At 61.5% G+C, this 15,910-nt stretch carries 10 protein-coding genes; 3 read left to right on the forward strand and 7 right to left on the reverse strand.

What is annotated here, in order from left to right:
- Positions 1-207: 207 nt before the first annotated feature.
- The 3 genes from ABH945_RS20590 to ABH945_RS20600 all read right to left on the reverse strand — a co-directional run bounded on the left by ABH945_RS20590 (position 208) and on the right by ABH945_RS20600 (position 3,972).
- Positions 208-930 carry a PepSY-associated TM helix domain-containing protein gene (locus tag ABH945_RS20590; RefSeq protein WP_074770812.1) on the reverse strand — a complete coding sequence of 241 codons (723 nt, stop codon included), beginning with the start codon at positions 928-930 and terminating at the stop codon, positions 208-210.
- Complete coding sequence (locus tag ABH945_RS20595; protein ID WP_074770813.1) at positions 927-1,610, reverse strand: Fe2+-dependent dioxygenase; 684 nt, start codon at positions 1,608-1,610, stop codon at positions 927-929. Before ABH945_RS20595 ends, ABH945_RS20590 begins: the two co-directional genes overlap by 4 nt.
- 109 nt (positions 1,611-1,719) lie before the next feature.
- Positions 1,720-3,972 (reverse strand): TonB-dependent receptor, encoded by a 2,253-nt coding sequence (locus tag ABH945_RS20600; protein WP_429251738.1) that lies wholly within the window; start codon positions 3,970-3,972, stop codon positions 1,720-1,722.
- 454 nt (positions 3,973-4,426) lie between these two features.
- Here ABH945_RS20600 and ABH945_RS20605 point away from each other — a divergent pair, with 454 nt between their 5' ends.
- On the forward strand, positions 4,427-5,422 hold the full coding sequence (locus ABH945_RS20605; protein WP_429251739.1) for an aldo/keto reductase: 996 nt from the start codon (positions 4,427-4,429) through the stop codon (positions 5,420-5,422).
- Positions 5,423-5,463: 41 nt separating this feature from the next.
- On the opposite strand, the gene ABH945_RS20610 is transcribed toward ABH945_RS20605, so the two are convergent.
- From ABH945_RS20610 to ABH945_RS20625, 4 genes are all read right to left on the reverse strand, one after another.
- Positions 5,464-6,222 (reverse strand): ROK family protein, encoded by a 759-nt coding sequence (locus ABH945_RS20610; RefSeq protein WP_074771246.1) that lies wholly within the window; start codon positions 6,220-6,222, stop codon positions 5,464-5,466.
- A 138-nt stretch (positions 6,223-6,360) separates the two neighbouring features.
- Complete coding sequence (gene zwf / locus ABH945_RS20615) at positions 6,361-7,974, reverse strand: glucose-6-phosphate dehydrogenase (protein WP_429251740.1); 1,614 nt, start codon at positions 7,972-7,974, stop codon at positions 6,361-6,363.
- A gap of 215 nt (positions 7,975-8,189) precedes the next feature.
- Positions 8,190-11,000 carry an MGH1-like glycoside hydrolase domain-containing protein gene (locus ABH945_RS20620; RefSeq protein WP_429251741.1) on the reverse strand — a complete coding sequence of 937 codons (2,811 nt, stop codon included), beginning with the start codon at positions 10,998-11,000 and terminating at the stop codon, positions 8,190-8,192.
- A 50-nt stretch (positions 11,001-11,050) separates the two neighbouring features.
- Entirely contained in the window at positions 11,051-13,039 is a 1,989-nt protein-coding gene (locus tag ABH945_RS20625; protein WP_429251742.1) for an amylo-alpha-1,6-glucosidase, read from the reverse strand.
- A gap of 220 nt (positions 13,040-13,259) precedes the next feature.
- Between ABH945_RS20625 and ABH945_RS20630 the strand changes: the two genes are divergently transcribed.
- Both ABH945_RS20630 and ABH945_RS20635 read left to right on the forward strand, forming a co-directional pair.
- Complete coding sequence (locus ABH945_RS20630; RefSeq protein ID WP_429251743.1) at positions 13,260-13,625, forward strand: hypothetical protein; 366 nt, start codon at positions 13,260-13,262, stop codon at positions 13,623-13,625.
- 76 nt (positions 13,626-13,701) lie between these two features.
- Positions 13,702-15,852 carry a phosphocholine-specific phospholipase C gene (locus tag ABH945_RS20635; RefSeq protein ID WP_429251744.1) on the forward strand — a complete coding sequence of 717 codons (2,151 nt, stop codon included), beginning with the start codon at positions 13,702-13,704 and terminating at the stop codon, positions 15,850-15,852.
- Positions 15,853-15,910 lie beyond the last annotated feature (58 nt).

Below are 15,910 nucleotides of genomic sequence, written 5' to 3' on the forward strand. Positions count from 1 at the left end.
GAACGCCCGATACGGCGGGGATTTGCGAGGTTTTGCGCGTTTTCGGCCAGGTCGCGTTGGCCGCGTCGGAGAACGACGCGGCGCAGCCGGAAAATCGCGGTAAAACATACCTCGACGAAGAGTGCGTACGAGGCGAATTTCCCGATCGGGCTTTCATGAGGCAACTCACACGCCGACCGGTTTCGCAGCCTTAAAAACGGGCTTTTCTTACATCGTGGCCATGCAAACGGCGGCCGCAATCGACCCTAGCACCAGCACCACGCCAACCGTCTTGCGCTTGTTCAACTCCGTCCACAGCAGAACGCCGGTGAGCGACAGAAGAATCAGACTGCCTGCAAGCGTATCGATCAGCAGCACCCAGCCGACGCTCAGGCCGACGCCTTTATGCAGGTTCGTCAGCATCGCGAGGAAGGTGTTCTCGCTGCGCTTGACCGTCACAAAGCCATTGCCGACCCAGTATTCAACCGACGTATTCTCACGCGGCGACGCGAAATTCAATTGCCAGTGTTCAGGCTGAACGACGCTGCGGTCGCCCCACGCAACCGGATGCGCGGGCTCTTTCTGCACGCGGCCCGGATTACCCGTCAGCTTGAGTTCGTGCTTGAGCCATTTGCCGAGTTCGCGCGGCGTGTCCGGCGCGGGTTGCGGCACCGGCACCTGCATCGACGACACTTGCGGCTCGCCGGTCGACACTCTGAGCGGGCCGCCCCGATGATTCAGAAAGAACCCGGTCGTGCCGAACAGCAGGCCTAAAACCGCCCCCCACAAACCGACCCAGCCGTGCACCTTGCGCAGCCACTTGACGAAGGTCGCGCGCCGCGAGCGCTTCTGGCGCGACTTCAGCTCGTCGCTGTCGAGCCGGTGCGGCTCGCGCGCCGCGCGCTCCATGCCAGCAGGCGGTTGAAGATCGATAGTCTCGGGTACGCTCACGTTTCACTCCAGGTACGCAATAGATTGTGATAACAGCCGACCAGGCTGCGGCGTGCAGCATCGTCGGCGTGGGTTGCATTCAGACGTTGAATGGCGGTGTCCATATCGAACAGCAACGCGCGCTGCGTGTCGCTGCGCACGAGGCTCTGCACCCAGAAGAAACTGGCGACGCGAACCCCGCGCGTGACCGGCGTGATCTGATGCAGGCTGGTGGCCGGGTAGACGATCATGTCGCCCGCCGGCAGCTTCACCTGCTGCACGCCGTAGGTGTCTTCGATGACGAGTTCGCCGCCGTCGTAATCGGCCGGATCGGAAATGAACAGCGTCGCCGATACGTCGGTGCGCAGTTTCACGCCGTTGGGCAAGACCCGCACCGCACCGTCGACGTGACTGCCGAAATGCATGCCGTCTTCGTAACGATTGAACAGCGGCGGATACACCTGGTTCGGCAGCACCGCGCTGATGAACAGCGGGTTGCGTTCGATCGACGCGACAACCACGTCGCCGAGTTCGCGCGCCACCGGCGAATACTCGGCGATCTGCTGGTTGCGCTTGACTGGCGCACCTTGATAACCGGCAGTCGCGCGGCCATCCACCCAGGCGTCGCCCGCCTGGTCGAGCCGCTCGCGCACGAAGCGCAACTGCTCTGTATCCAGTACGTTCGGAATATGCAGCAACATTGTGTTTCCTTTGTGTCGGCTTGCCGGTTGCCCGGCGTGTTCTCGCGAGTTCGTGTTACCGAAGTTAACCAGACCGGCAAGCCCGACGCATCCGATTCGCGTGAATCGATCAGAAGCGGTAATCGAACGTCGCCAGCAACGTGCGGCCGATGCCCGGCACCGAACGGCCGCCGTCGGACGGAATCAGCGCGTCGAAGTATTCCTTGTTGGTCAGGTTCAGCAGATTCAGGCGCACATCGTACTTCTTCGCGTGATACGCAGCCGTCGCGTCCCAACGCGTATAGCCCGGCACGCGCACGTAGTTCGTGTTCGACGCGTAACGCGGCGACATGTAGGTCGGACCACCGCCGATCTCCCAATGCGGCGTGATCGCGTAGGTCGACCACAACGTCAGCGTATTGCGCGGCGTGTTGGCCGGTACGTGACCCTGCGTGCCGTCGGCGGCCTTCAGGATGATCGCGTCCATGTACGTATAGCCGCCGAAAATCTGCCACTTGTCGGTGATGTGACCCGTCACGCCGGCCTGAAATCCGTCCACGCGGATGTCGCCGTCAAGCTCGTATTCGGTCGTCGACACCTGGGTGCGCGCGTTGTCCATTTCCTCGCGGAAGAACGCGGAATTCACCGACAGATTGCCGCCCAGCAGATCCCACTTGCCGCCCACTTCATACGATTTGGTCGACTCCGGCGCGAGGTTCTGCGTCAGGTTGGTCAGCGTCAACGCTTCGAGCGACGGGTCGAACGACGTGCCGTACGACACGTAATACGACTGCCAGTCGCTAGGCTGATAAATCACGCCGGCGCGGACGCTGGTGAAGAAGTTAGTCTGCGTCGCGTAGGACGGCAGGCTGACCGTGTTGTGGATCTGCGCCTGAAAGCGATCCCAGCGCAGGCCGCCAATCACCTTCCAGTGCTGATTCAGCGAGACGGTGTCGTTCAAATACGCGGCGATTTCGTTCGACCCCGAATCGGCGAAGTTGCCGACCGTGGTCGTCACTCCGGCTGGCGACGACATGATCGCCGGGTCGACCATCGTCACGACCGGCAGGTTGTTACGCGTGTAGGCCTGGTTCGTGTAGCTGTCGTGGCCGAGTTCGATACCGGCGATCATGTCGTGCTTGATCGGGCCGGTGTCGAATTTGTATTCGACCATCGTGTCGTTGTAGATCGAGTGGTTCTCGATCACACGATCGTGGCTCTGCAACTTGATGAACAGTTCCGACGGCGGCAGCGTCGTGAAATTGCCGTTGGTCAACGCCGTGCTCGTCGAGAGCGGACCGGTCAACACCGCTTGCGGCGCGGTTTCGCGCGCATCGGTCATCGAGTGCGAGAGCTGCGTCTGGTTGGTGAACGTGAGCGCGTCCGAGAACTTGTGCTTGATCGACGCGTTGAAGGTCTGCACGTCCTGGATCGTGCGGTCGCTGGTCAGGCCGTAGAACGTGTTGCGCGACACCGGCGCAGGGCGGCCGTTCAACGCCTGGATGCCGTAGTCGGGCTGGTCGTGGTTGTGCTGGATCAGCGCGGACAGCGTGACTTCGGTCGGCGTGCCGATGCCGAAGCGCACTTCCGGCGCAATGCCGAAGTCCTTGTTCTTCATCACGTCCCGCGTCGAACCGATGCTCTGGCCGAACGCGTTCAGGCGGATCGCCGACGTGTCGTTCAGCTTGTGATTCACGTCGACCGAGGTGCGGTAGTGGTCGTCGGTGCCGACCGTCGTCGAGATTTCCGCGGAGTCTTTCAGGTTCGCTTTCTTGCTGACCTGATTGATCACACCGCCCGTCGAGCCACGACCGAACAGCATCGACGAAGGACCGTACAGCACTTCGATTTCTTCGAGGTCGAAGGTGTCGCGATAGTACTGATTGCGATCGCGGAAGCCGTCCAGGTAGATGTCGTTCTGCGCCGTGAAGCCGCGCAGGTTGATGTTGTTGCCGATCTGCCCGCCTTCCGCGCCGCCGATCGTCACGCCCGGCGCGTTGCGCAGCGCGTCCTGAAACGACGTCGCGCCTTGCGACGCGAGCACGTCCTTGTTGATGACCGTCACGGTCTGCGGGATGTCGCGCAGCGCAGTCGGCGTCTTCGCGCCGACGTTCGAGCGCTCGGCCTGGAAGTCCTGTTGCTCGACTTGCGCGGCGACGCCGATGGTCGGCAAGGTGCCGCTGTCGGCGGCGGCTGGTTTCGTTGCGGTTGTTGCTGTGTTCGTCGCTGCGTTTGCGTTTGCGTTTGCGTTTGCGCCGGTCGCTGCGTTGTCGGTCGCGGATTGCGATGTAGCCTGGGGCGCGGTCTGCGCCACTGCGGGTGTTGCAAATGGAATGGCAAAAGCTAGCGCTAACGCAGTCGCGAGCGGCGTGTGGTTGAACATGGAAATCCCGTCAGATGTGCGCGTGCCGAATTCGCATGAATGCCATGGAATCGATGACAAAAACGCAAGTGGCTGGCTGCCGTTCGCGCTCGTCGAGCACGCGATGACGGGGTGGCTGGCTTGTTTTTAAATGAGAATCGCTATCATTCCACATGCCTTACAACCCTACAATCGCGACTTATCTAACCGGATGTAATGAAATTGTTTCAGAATTTTACGAGCGAATGGTGTTTGTAAAGATCAGCCTATGTCTCATCGCGTTTTATTACTTATTTGTAATATCAGACAATTTAAAAACCAATCTGCATAGGGATTCTGGATATTTAAAGCGTCTCTTTATTCTTTCAAATAAATAACGTCAGATTGCCGTTGTGAAGCACACTAAATCGCGACTCCGTTTATCCTTTTTGCAACACTGCATCGCGCTAGTGCCCCGTCCATCCCGGAGTGAGTCATGCAATACCGCAAATTCGGCCATACCGGCCTGAACGTTTCACGCCTGTGTCTCGGCACGATGACTTTTGGCCTGCAAACTGAGGAAGACGTCTCACATCGCATTCTTGATACGGCGGCGGATGCCGGCGTGAATTTCATCGATACCGCCAATGTGTATCCGCTCGGCGGAGGCGAAAATATTGCCGGGCGCACGGAGGAAATCGTCGGGCGCTGGCTGAAGGGCAAACGCGAGCGCTTCATTCTGGCGACCAAGGCGGTCGGCAAAATGGGACCGGCGGCCTGGGATCAGGGCGCGTCGCGCAAACATCTGCTGGACGCAATCGACGCGTCGCTGCGCCGCCTCGGCACCGATTACGTCGACCTCTACCAGCTTCATTCCGACGACGCGAACACGCCGCTCGACGAAACTCTCGAAGCGCTCGACGTGATCGTGCGCTCGGGTAAGGCGCGCTATATCGGCGTGTCGAACTTCCTCGCTTACCGGCTCGCGCGCGCCTTAGGACGCGCAGATGTGTTGCGCACGGCGCGTTTCGTGTCGGTGCAGCCGCGCTACAACCTGCTGTTCCGTCAGATCGAGCGGGAATTGCTGCCGTTGGCGAGCGAGGAAGGGTTGGTCGTGATGCCCTACAACCCGCTTGCGGGCGGCTTGCTGACCGGCAAGCATCGACTCGATGCGACACCTGCGACCGGGCGCTTCACCGAGACCGTCGGCAAGGCGGGCGCGATGTATCAGGAGCGCTACTGGCATCAACGCGAGTTCGAGACCATCGAGCAACTGAAGGCGATTGCCGCAACGACCGGCGAGTCGTTGACACGCGTGTCGCTCGCGTGGGTGCTCGCCAATCCGCTGATTACGTCGGCGATTATCGGCGCGAGCCGCGCGGAACAATTGAGCGATACGCTCGCGGCCTGCGAACTCGTGCTCGATCCGCAGATCAAGACGCAACTCGACGAAGCCAGCGTGCAGTATCGCTGGGGGGATGCCGCGCGCTAGTCACAGGCGCGGCAGGTCTTGCTGAAGGCCTGAACCCGCGCCTACTTGAAATGCCCGCTGCGCTGATTGGCTTCCGGCAACTGCCGCGTCTCGCGGAAAGATTTCGGATGCCACAGACGCGCGCCGCCTTCAATACCGGCGTCGTTCGAAACGGTCGCCACGTTGGCCGGCAAGTCGAACTTCAGACGCGCCGCATTGCCGCCGCCGATCCACAATTTGTCGTAATTCACGAGTGAATCGAGAATGCCGATCACTTTCTCGACCCGCTTGTTCCAGCGCTTGTTGCCCACTTTGTCGCGCGCGGCGTCGCCAATGTATTCGTCGTATGCGACGCCTTTCTTGCTCACCGGATGATGCGCGAGTTCGAGATGCGGCATCAGCTCGCCGTCGCGGAACATCGCGGTGCCCGCGCCCGTGCCGAGCGTCAGCACGAATTCGAGGCCGTGTCCTTCGATCGCGGCGAAGCCCTGCATTTCGGCGTCGTTGATCATGCGTACCGGCAAGCCGCCCAGCCGTTGCGCCAGCGAATCCGCAAGCGCAATGTCGTGCCAGCCTTCCACGCCGAAATGCGGCGCGGTCAGAATGCGGTTGTCACGCACCACGCCGGGAAAGCCGATCGACATCAGCGTGGGCGGTTGCTGCTCGACCAGCGGCGTCACTAACGCGAACAACGCGTCCACCAGTTGCGCGGGCGTGCACGGGTGCGGCGTCGCCACACGCACGCGTTCGGTTTTCATCTGTCCGTCAGCGTCGATGATCGCGGCTTTCAGGCCGGTGCCGCCCACGTCGATCGCGAGAATACGTTCGGTGCTGGCCGTCGCTTTCGCATTGCGCGTTGCGCCGCTCGTGGTCTTGCCGGCTGTCTTACTGACTGTCTTGCCTGTGGTTTTACGTGTTGCCAAGGTGTCCCCCGATTATGTTGATCGCGGATGCTGGAATTACTTCTTCTCGACCGGTTCCTGCTTCAACGGACGCCATGCGTGCCCGTCGCGCGCGAGCAACGCATCTGCCTGCGCCGGTCCTTCGCTGCCGGATGCGTAACCATGCACCGGCACCGCGCCGCCGGTTTTCGGATGCAGCACGTCGTCGACCGCGCTCCAACTCGTCTCGATACTGTCCGCGCGTTGAAACAGCGTTTCGTCGCCGAGCATGCAGTCGTACAGCAGCGTCTCGTAGCCGACGTTCGCGCGCTCGGTAAAGAAGTCGTTGTAATCGAACGATGACTGCACGGCGCCGACCTGCATCACCGGCCCCGGTGTTTTCACGTTGAAGTCGAAGCTCGTGCCGTGCGCGGGATCGATGCGCAAGGTCAGCACGTTCGGCGTGAGCGCATCGACCGGCGTGTCGCGGAACAGACGGAACGGCACCGGCTTGAGCTGCACCGAAATCTCCGTGCGACGCGCGGCGAGCCGTTTGCCCGTGCGCAGATAAAACGGCACGCCAGCCCAACGCCAGTTCTCGACGAACACGCGCGCGGCGGCATAGGTCTCGGTCGTGCTGTCCGGCGCGACGTCCGGTTCTTCACGATAGCCCACGCCAGAAGGGCCTTTTTCGTATTGACCGAAGACCACGTCGTCGGGCGTCAGCGGTTTGATCGCGTCGAAGATATCGGCTTTCTTGTCGCGCACGGCTTCGGCGTCGAACGAATTGGGCGGCTCCATCGCGACCATACCGAGCAACTGGAACAGGTGGTTCGGCAGCATGTCGCGAAACGCACCGGTCTGCTCGTAGAATTTGCCGCGCCCTTCCACGCCGATCGTTTCCGCTGCCGTGATCTGCACGCTGTCGATATATTCGCGCCGCCATACCGGCTCGAACAGCGCATTCGCGAAACGCACCGCGAGAATGCTCTGCACGGTGTCCTTGCCGAGAAAGTGATCGATGCGATACACCTGCTCTTCTTTCGCGTACGACAGGATGTGCGCGTTCAGATCGCGCGCCGAAGCGAGGTCGGTGCCGAACGGTTTCTCGATGACGATGCGGCGGAAACCGCCTTTATCGCCGTCGCCTTCTTTCAGCAATCCGGCTTTGCCGAGATGCTCGACGATCGGTTTGAAAAAGCGCGACGTGACCGCGAGATAAAAAATCACGTTACCGCCCGACGATTGATCGAGCTTCTGCTTGAGCTTCGCAAACGTGTCGTCGCTTTCGAACTCGCCTGCCATGTATTCGAGGCGTTGCGCGACCCAGTCCCATGCTTTGTCGTCGAGCTTGCCCGCGTGGAAGGTGCTGGCTTTGTCGGCGGCAAACTGTTCGAGCGACTTGTGCAGGTCGTCGACCCACTCCGTCGTTTCGCGCTCGCCATGATTGACGCCGATGATCTTCATGCCATTGTCGAGCAGGCCATCGACGGCGAGGTTGTAGAGCGCGGGCATCAGAAGACGCTTGGTCAGGTCGCCGCCCGCGCCGAAGATCACCAGCGTGCAGGGTGGCGCGGGCCGCTTGCCGGCCGGCGACGCAGGCGCCTCCTGCGGGCTTGCGCTGACCTTGCAGCTAGGCGTTTGATTGACGGTGGATTGATCGGAAGCTTGAGCGTTCGGTGTAGTCGGCATGGGATTCACTTGAGGAAGCCAATGGAACAACGTGGCGGTACATGAAAGACCACGCACGAACCCGCACAGTTCAAAAACGATTCTGACGATTTGCGCGGCACGCGAGGTTGTAGGGCTTATGTAACCCCATGTGCCGCACTTTGACGCTGGTGTTTCACGCGCAGTGCCGGTGCGCCCGGATCGAAACGCGCTACTCGCTACCTAAGTTAATTGAGTTACTTGATCGCCGAGCCGGCTTCGACAGCGGCCGGCTCCGGCACCGACTCCGCCGCATGAACAGGCGCAGACGCAGCAGCAGCCGGCGCAGCGGCAGCAGCCGCTTCCGGCTCGCCCGTCACCGGCACATTGCCGGATGCGGCCATCACACGCGGTTGCAGCAGCAGCGCGACCAGTCCGGTCCAGCCGGTCTGATGCGAAGCGCCGACGCCGCGCCCATTGTCGCCGTGAAAATACTCGTGGAACAGGATCAGATCACGCGAGCGCGGGTCGGCCTGCAACAGCGGATAAGCGCCCATCACCGGCCGCTCGCCGTCCTTGTTCTTCAGGAATAGAGTGGTCGCGCGACGCGCCAGTTCGTCGGCGATTTCGCTAAGCGAGAACTTTTGCCCCGAGCCGGTCGGATACTCGACGCGGAAATTGTCGCCGTAATAGCGGTGAAATTCGTACAACGATTCGATCAGCAGATAATTCACCGGCATCCACACCGGACCGCGCCAGTTGGAATTACCGCCGAACACGCGCGTGTCGGATTCAGCCGGCAAATACTTCACCGTGAAGCTGTCGCCATTGTGATTGAACACGAACGGGTGGTCGCGATGGTATCGGGACAGCGCGCGCACGCCGTGATCGGAGAGGAATTCGCTTTCGTCGAGTGCGCGCCGCAACAATGCTTTCATCCGATGCCCGCGCAGCAGCGACAGCAGCAGCGCGTTGCCTTTGCCCGGCTCGTTCCAGCGCGACACCAGCTTCGCCAGATCGGGACGATGTTCGAGGAACCACACGAGCCGCTCGCGCAGACACGGCAGGCCGCCGTGCAGACGTTCTTCGAGCACGTGCACGGCGAACAGCGGAATCAGGCCGACGATGGACCGCACGCGCATCGGAATATTGCTGCCGTCGGGCAGGCGCAGCTTGTCGTAGAAGAACTCGTCTTCGCTGTCCCACAGGCCGGTATCGCAACCGTCGTCGCAACTCACCGCTTCGGCGATATACAGGAAGTGCTCGAAAAACTTCACGCCGATATCGACGAACACATGATTCGCGTACGCGAGTTCGAGCGCGATACGCATCAGGTCGAGCGCGTACGCGGCCATCCATGCGGTGCCGTCTGCCTGATCGATGTGACCGCCGGTCGGCAGCGGCGACGAGCGGTCGAAGATACCGACGTTGTCGAGTCCGAGAAAACCACCCTGGAAAATATTGTGGCCGTCGGCGTCCTTGCGATTCACCCACCACGAGAAATTCAGCAGCAGCTTATGAAAGACGAGTTCGAGGAAATCGCGATCCGCCTTGCCGGTCATCGCGCGGTCGATCTCGTAGACGCGCCACGCGGCCCACGCATGCACCGGCGGATTGGCGTCGCCGAGCGCCCATTCGTATGCCGGTAGCTGGCCGTTCGGATGCTGATAGCGGTCCTTCACCAGCAACAGCAACTGACGCTTCGCAAACGCCGGGTCGATCAGCGCGAATGCCGCGGCATGAAACGCGAGGTCCCACGATGCGTACCACGGGTACTCCCACTTGTCGGGCATCGACACGATGTCCGCGTTGCACAGATGCCGCCAGTCCGCATTACGGCCGTGTTTGCGCCCGGCAGGCGGCGCAGGTTGCAGCGGATCGCCTTCGAGCCAGCGCTGCACGTCGTACTGGTAATACTGTTTCGACCACAGCATGCCCGCCAGCGCCTGGCGCTGCACGAGCCTTGCATCGGGATCGGCTATTTCGTGCTGCAACGCGCCATAGAATTCGTCGGCTTCCGCGATACGCCGCGCGAAAACGGCCTCGGCGTCGAACTGCACATCGTCGGGAGCCGACTGCGGACGCCAGCGCATGTAGACGACAGCACGTGCATGTGGCGCGAGTTCCAGCGCCGCGTGCGCGCCGGCCTTGGTGCCCGCGTCGTCGCGGATGGCATGCTGGTCGCCCTGCACGAGGTAGTCGTTGAAGCCGTCCTTGAACGGACCCGCGCCGTCCATGTTGAAAAGACGCTTGACGTTCGTATCGTTTTCGCAAAACAGCCATTTGATTTGCGGCGCGTCGTCCGACCAGGCGGTCACGACGATCGGCTCATGACCATGCTGACGACCCACCAGATGAACGCCACCGTCGTGATCGGTTCCCGCGACCAGCGATGGCTTGTCTTTGTTCTCTTTCCACGACCACGAATTGCGCGCCCAGATTTGCGGCAGCACATCGAGCGACGCCGCCTGATCCGCGCGATTTTCGATGGTCACGCGCATCACGATGTCGTCGGGCGCGTGCTTCGCGTATTCGACCTGTACGTCGAAATAACGCAGATCGTCGAACACGCCGGTGTCGAGAATTTCGTACTCCGGCATGTCGCCGCCACGGCGCGCGCTTTCCTGCACGAGGTCGTTATACGGAAAAGCTGCGTGCGGATACTTGTAGAGCATGCGCATGTACGAATGCGTCGGCGTGCCGTCGACGTAGAAGTACAACTCCTTCACGTCCTCGCCGTGATTGCCTTGCGAATTCGTGACGCCGAACAAACGCTCTTTCAGGATCGGGTCCTTACGATTCCACAGCGCGAGCGATACGCACCAGCTCAGCTTGTCGTCGCCGAAACCGGCAATGCCGTCTTCGCCCCAGCGATACGCGCGGCTACGCGCATGGTCGTGCGGGAACGAGTCCCACGCGGTGCCGTCTGCGCTGTAGTCCTCGCGCACCGTGCCCCACTGACGCTCGCTCAGATACGGCCCCCAGCGTTGCCAGTGGGCACAGTCGGCGGAGTGCAGTCGGGAACCTTCGATGGTGGCGAGCAGATTGGCAGCGCGCAGCGGTGGCATGACAACGTCCTTGCATCGGGCTTGCGGTGGGACACACATCGTAGCGCGGTTTACGCGGACGTGGGCTTCAACCCGGCAAGCAGGCTTTCAATGCGCAGCAACTCGCCGAGCGACCACGCCTGAAACGGCGTACCCGCAGGCGCGTGAGGCGCGTCGCCATCCGCGATTTCAGACAGATGATCAAGGCCCGCGTGATCGAGATGCGCGTACAGCGGCGCGAGAAAACGCTGTTCGGCTTCGACGCGCGCATCGGTTGTGTTGCCGCGAACCCGCAGCCACGCCTCGACGAACGGCCCGAGCAGCCAAGGCCACACCGTACCTTGATGATAGGCGCCGTCGCGCGCGAGTGGCGAGCCGCCGTAATGGCCGCGATACGCGGGGTCGGATGCCGCGAGCGTTCTCAAACCCATTGGCGTGAGCAACTGCGCCTCGACCTGATCGACCACCGCGCGCGCCGCCGCGCCATCGAGTAATTGAAACGGCAGACCGCCTACCGCAAAAATCTGGTTCGGCCGAATCGAGCGATCTGTCGCGCCCTTTACATGATCGACGTCGACGTTATCGAACAACATCTGCGTGGACGGGTCGATGAAATGTTCATGAAGCGCTTGCAACGCTCGCGCGGCAGCCTGCTGCCACTGCGGATTCCAGCTTGCTGCAATGCGCAAAGCGTTGATCCACAGCGCCTGCACCTCGACCGGTTTGCCGATGCGCGGCGTGACTACCCAATCGCCGACCTTTGCGTCCATCCACGTGAGTTGCACGCCGGGAACGCCTGCGCTCAGAAGGCCGTCTTCAGTGCTCGCGTGGATGTTGAAGCGCGTGCCGTTCGTGTAGCCGGTGATGATTGCTTCAACCGCCTGCTGAAGACGCGCTCGCGTTTCAGCGCTTGCATGAGGGGTCGCTAGATAGTCGTGGACGGCGACGACGAACCACAACGATGCATCGACGGAGTTGTATTCGGGTGTATCGCCGTAATCGGGGAAGCGATTGGGCAGCATGCCTTCGGACAGCGTCCCCGACCATTCGAGCAGAATCGCCTCGGCGTCGTCGAGCCGGTTCGACGCGATCAGCAAGCCGCGCATGGCAATGAACGTGTCGCGGCCCCAGTCGGTGAACCACGGGAAGCCCGCGAGAATCGTGCGGCCTCCGTTGCGCGAGACCACATAGGCATCGGCGGAACGTTGCAGGCGCGAGCCTAGTTTCGCGCGGCGCTGCTGCTCGGCGCTCATGAGTTCGGCGGCATGACCGGCGGCCGTCTGCGCGCTCACGCAGGAAGACGCCGACGCCACCGCCGCGCTCGTCGCGCTGAGAATCATCACCGCATCGGCGTCGGCGAGATTGAAGCTGAACACGCCAGGCGTCGCGAGATCTTCGGTGAAATCGAGGCCTCGCTCCCGCTCGCGGACATAGCAGAAGTTTCGATACCAGTCGGGCGCGTGCGTATAAGCGCCATTCGTTGCGGCGTGAATGACCGGTAAATCGCCATAGGGTTGCCAATTCACGCACGCGCTATCGTCGCTGATTTGCGCATTGAAATTAAACGCGGAATTCTCATGATGAAGCGAGTGGTAATCGCGACCCGATAGCAATAGCCTCACTTTCAATACAAGCGCCATCATTTCTGCAGATTTTTCGGCGTTTTCAATACGCCAGCGCAATACCGTTTCGCGGGTCACCTTGCTCACCAGCACTTCGGCCACGACCGACGTTTGCGCATTCAACTGGAAGCGCCACGTGGGCCACGGCGCGGTATCGAATGCGGCGAGACTCGCGCTGAGGTCCGGGTAGATCACATCCGGCGCATAACGCTGCATGCTCAGCGGATACCGCTGCCCGCCCGCCTCGAGCCATGCTTCGACGCCGTTGACGAGCACCGTGCGCCCGCCAGGCGGACGCGTCGCCGTGAGCAGCAGCGCGTGATAGCGCCGCGTACGAAGGGTGCCCACCGTGCCCGACGCGAAGCCGCCGAAGCCATCCGCTTCCAGCCATTCGTCCTCGAATCGGGCCATGTCGAAAGCTCGCTCTATGCGTGTCATGGAATTAGCCGTTATGCAAAACCATTAAATTTTCCGAATTGCTGCGAATTGCTATATGTCAGGCAAATGGCGCTTCAGTGACCATTGTCCTTCCTGTTACTTTCCATTTCCTTTCGAAAAACCGACGAATTAGAGAAAGTTTTACTACTCGCAAACGTTTCACAATTATTTCTTGAAAGGATTGGAGACTGCACGCGCTTTCACAAAAACGGATGCAGAGATGAAAAGAGACAAACATCTGGGCCGCACTGCACGGGTTGCCATGGCGACGATCGCATCGAGCATCGCGCTGAGCGGAGCGTTGAGCGGTTGTGGCGCGGACGATTCCGCACCGCCCACGACCTCTTCGGCCACGTCGTCATCTTCATCGCAGGGCAAAGTTGCTAACGACGCCGCGCAGCAAAGCATGCCCGCCTCGATTGCAGCATTCGCACCCAGCGCGTCCGCACCGTCCGCCACTTTCGCCGCCGACCCCGCCGCCTCCGATCCGGTCGCAGAGACCATGCAGGCCAATCTCGCTGCCGACAACCAGCAGATTGCCCCCGTCATGCGCTACGCACCTGGCGACGGCAAGAGCAGCAACTGAACGGCCTCGGTAGTCGACCCAATTCCACCGGTGCGCACGACGCGCCATTCTTTCCCCCCGCAGAAGGTGATATTCGATGACATCAAATAGCCGTCGCCGTTTCCTGCAGACCGTGGCTTCGTCGGCGGGCGCTGCTGCCGCCATGACCGCGCTGCCCGAGTCGATCCGTAACGCACTTGCCGTGCCTGCATTCTCGCGCACCGGCACGATCCGCGATGTCGAGCACATCGTCGTGTTCATGCAGGAAAACCGCTCGTTCGACCACTACTTCGGCCACCTGCGTGGCGTGCGTGGCTACAACGACCGCTTCCCGATTCCGCTGCCGAACGGCAAGACGGTGTGGAACCAGCCGTCGAAGGAAGACCCGACCCAGCCGGTGCTGCCGTTCCATCTGAACACGGCCACCACCAGCGCGCAATGCGTCGGCGATCTGGATCACTCGTGGTACAAGACTCAGTATGCGATCGACGGCGGCCGTTACGATCAGTGGCCGGCCAACAAGACCGACATGACGATGGGCTACCACCTGCGCAGCGACATTCCGTTCCACTATGCGCTGGCCGATGCGTTCACCATCTGCGATGCGTATTTCTGCTCGCTGCCCGGACCGACGCACCCGAACCGCGCGTATCTGATGACCGGCATGGTCGATCCGAGCGGCACGATGGGCGGACCGCTGCTCGACAACAACGACTGGGTGGACGGCGACGGTCCGCCGAATTATCAGTTGCTTTCGTGGACGACTTATCCCGAGCGCCTGCAGGCTGCGGGCATTTCGTGGCAGATCTATCAGCAGGGGCTGACGGGCGCCGATCCGCTGAACGGCAACTACGGCACCAACATCCTGCAGAACTTCACGAACTACATCAACGCGCAGCCGGGCACGCCGCTGTACGAGCGCGCGCAAACCGTGCGCACGATCGACGACCTGAAGGCCGACGTGCTCGCGAACAAGCTGCCGCAAGTGTCGTGGTTGTGTCCGCCGGCTGCATACTCAGAGCATCCGCAATATACGCCCGCATACGGCGCGGAATACACGTCGCAGATTCTCGACGCGCTGACGTCGAATCCCGAGGTGTGGAGCAAGACCGTGCTGTTCATCATGTACGACGAGAACGACGGTTTCTTCGATCACCTCGTGCCGCCGCAACCGGCGACCACCGCCGCGCAAGGCAAGTCGACGGTCAGCACCGAGGGCGAGATTCACAACGTGGTCAATCCGCAGCGCGGCGGCAGCTATACCGCCGACGGCTATCCGTACGGCCTCGGCCCGCGCGTGCCGATGACGATCGTGTCGCCGTGGACCAAGGGCGGCTTCGTGTGTTCGCAAGTGTTCGATCACACGTCAGTGATCCGCTTCATCGAAACGCGTTTTGGCGTGCACGAGCCGAACATCACCGCATGGCGTCGTGCGGTGTGCGGCGACCTGACCACCGCGTTCGACTTCCGCACGCCGGACTCGAAAGTGCCGCCGCTGCCGGACACCAGCAACTACAAGAGCATCGCCGACAACCAGTGCGCAACGCAGCCGAAGCCGACCGTTCCGGCGACGCCTGGCACGATCGATCCGCAGGAAAGCGGGATTCGTTTCGCGCGTGCGTTGCCGTACGAACTGCATGTGAACGGCTCGGCGAACGTGTCGAAGAATACGTTCTCGATCACGATCGCCAACACCGGCGATCAGGGCGCGCATTTCTACGTGTACGCGACGAATCGCACGGACGGTCCGTGGCGCTATACGGTCGAAGCGGGCAAGTCGCTCAGCGAGACCTTCGATCTGACGACGACGAACGGCGTGTACACGTTCGAAGTGTTCGGGCCGAACGGCTTCGTGCGCAAGTTCGCGGGCAATACGCAGGCGACTTCGCAAACGACGCAGCTTGCGGGCCTGCATATCGGCAACAAGCCGGCTCAGCCCGAAGTGATCGTTCAATACGACGTCGCGAACGGCAACGTGTTCCTGAAATTCAGCAATAGCGGCGGCGGGATTGCGCGTCTGACAGTGACCGATAACGCGTACGGCGCACGTGCGCGTCCTGTTCTGGTGCCGGCCGGTATCGCGATCGAAGAAGCCTGGGTGCTGGCGTCGAGTCATCACTGGTACGACCTGACGGTAACGAGCAACGATGACGCGAGCTTCTCGCGCCGTCTCGCCGGGCACGTCGAGAACGGTCGCCCGAGTATCAGCGATCCGGCAGCGGTGGCGCCGGTGCTGGTGGTGAGTTAAGCGCGTGTCACGGCGGGCTTCGGTTGAGTGGCTGCGTTACGCAAGACAGCTTGATCGA

The organism is Paraburkholderia sp. GAS333 (genome assembly GCF_050435665.1).
Lineage (GTDB): Bacteria > Pseudomonadota > Gammaproteobacteria > Burkholderiales > Burkholderiaceae > Paraburkholderia > Paraburkholderia fungorum_A.

Excerpts from the sequence above, each read along its gene's own strand:
- ABH945_RS20620 (WP_429251741.1), bottom strand. The coding sequence starts at position 11,000 with ATGCCACCGCTGCGCGCTGCCAATCTGCTCGCCACCATCGAAGGTTCC.
- ABH945_RS20605 (WP_429251739.1), top strand. The coding sequence starts at position 4,427 with ATGCAATACCGCAAATTCGGCCATACCGGCCTGAACGTTTCACGCCTG.
- ABH945_RS20625 (WP_429251742.1), bottom strand. The coding sequence starts at position 13,039 with ATGACACGCATAGAGCGAGCTTTCGACATGGCCCGATTCGAGGACGAA.
- zwf (WP_429251740.1), bottom strand. The coding sequence starts at position 7,974 with ATGCCGACTACACCGAACGCTCAAGCTTCCGATCAATCCACCGTCAAT.
- ABH945_RS20600 (WP_429251738.1), bottom strand. The coding sequence starts at position 3,972 with ATGTTCAACCACACGCCGCTCGCGACTGCGTTAGCGCTAGCTTTTGCC.
- ABH945_RS20630 (WP_429251743.1), top strand. The coding sequence starts at position 13,260 with ATGAAAAGAGACAAACATCTGGGCCGCACTGCACGGGTTGCCATGGCG.
- ABH945_RS20635 (WP_429251744.1), top strand. The coding sequence starts at position 13,702 with ATGACATCAAATAGCCGTCGCCGTTTCCTGCAGACCGTGGCTTCGTCG.
- ABH945_RS20595 (WP_074770813.1), bottom strand. The coding sequence starts at position 1,610 with ATGTTGCTGCATATTCCGAACGTACTGGATACAGAGCAGTTGCGCTTC.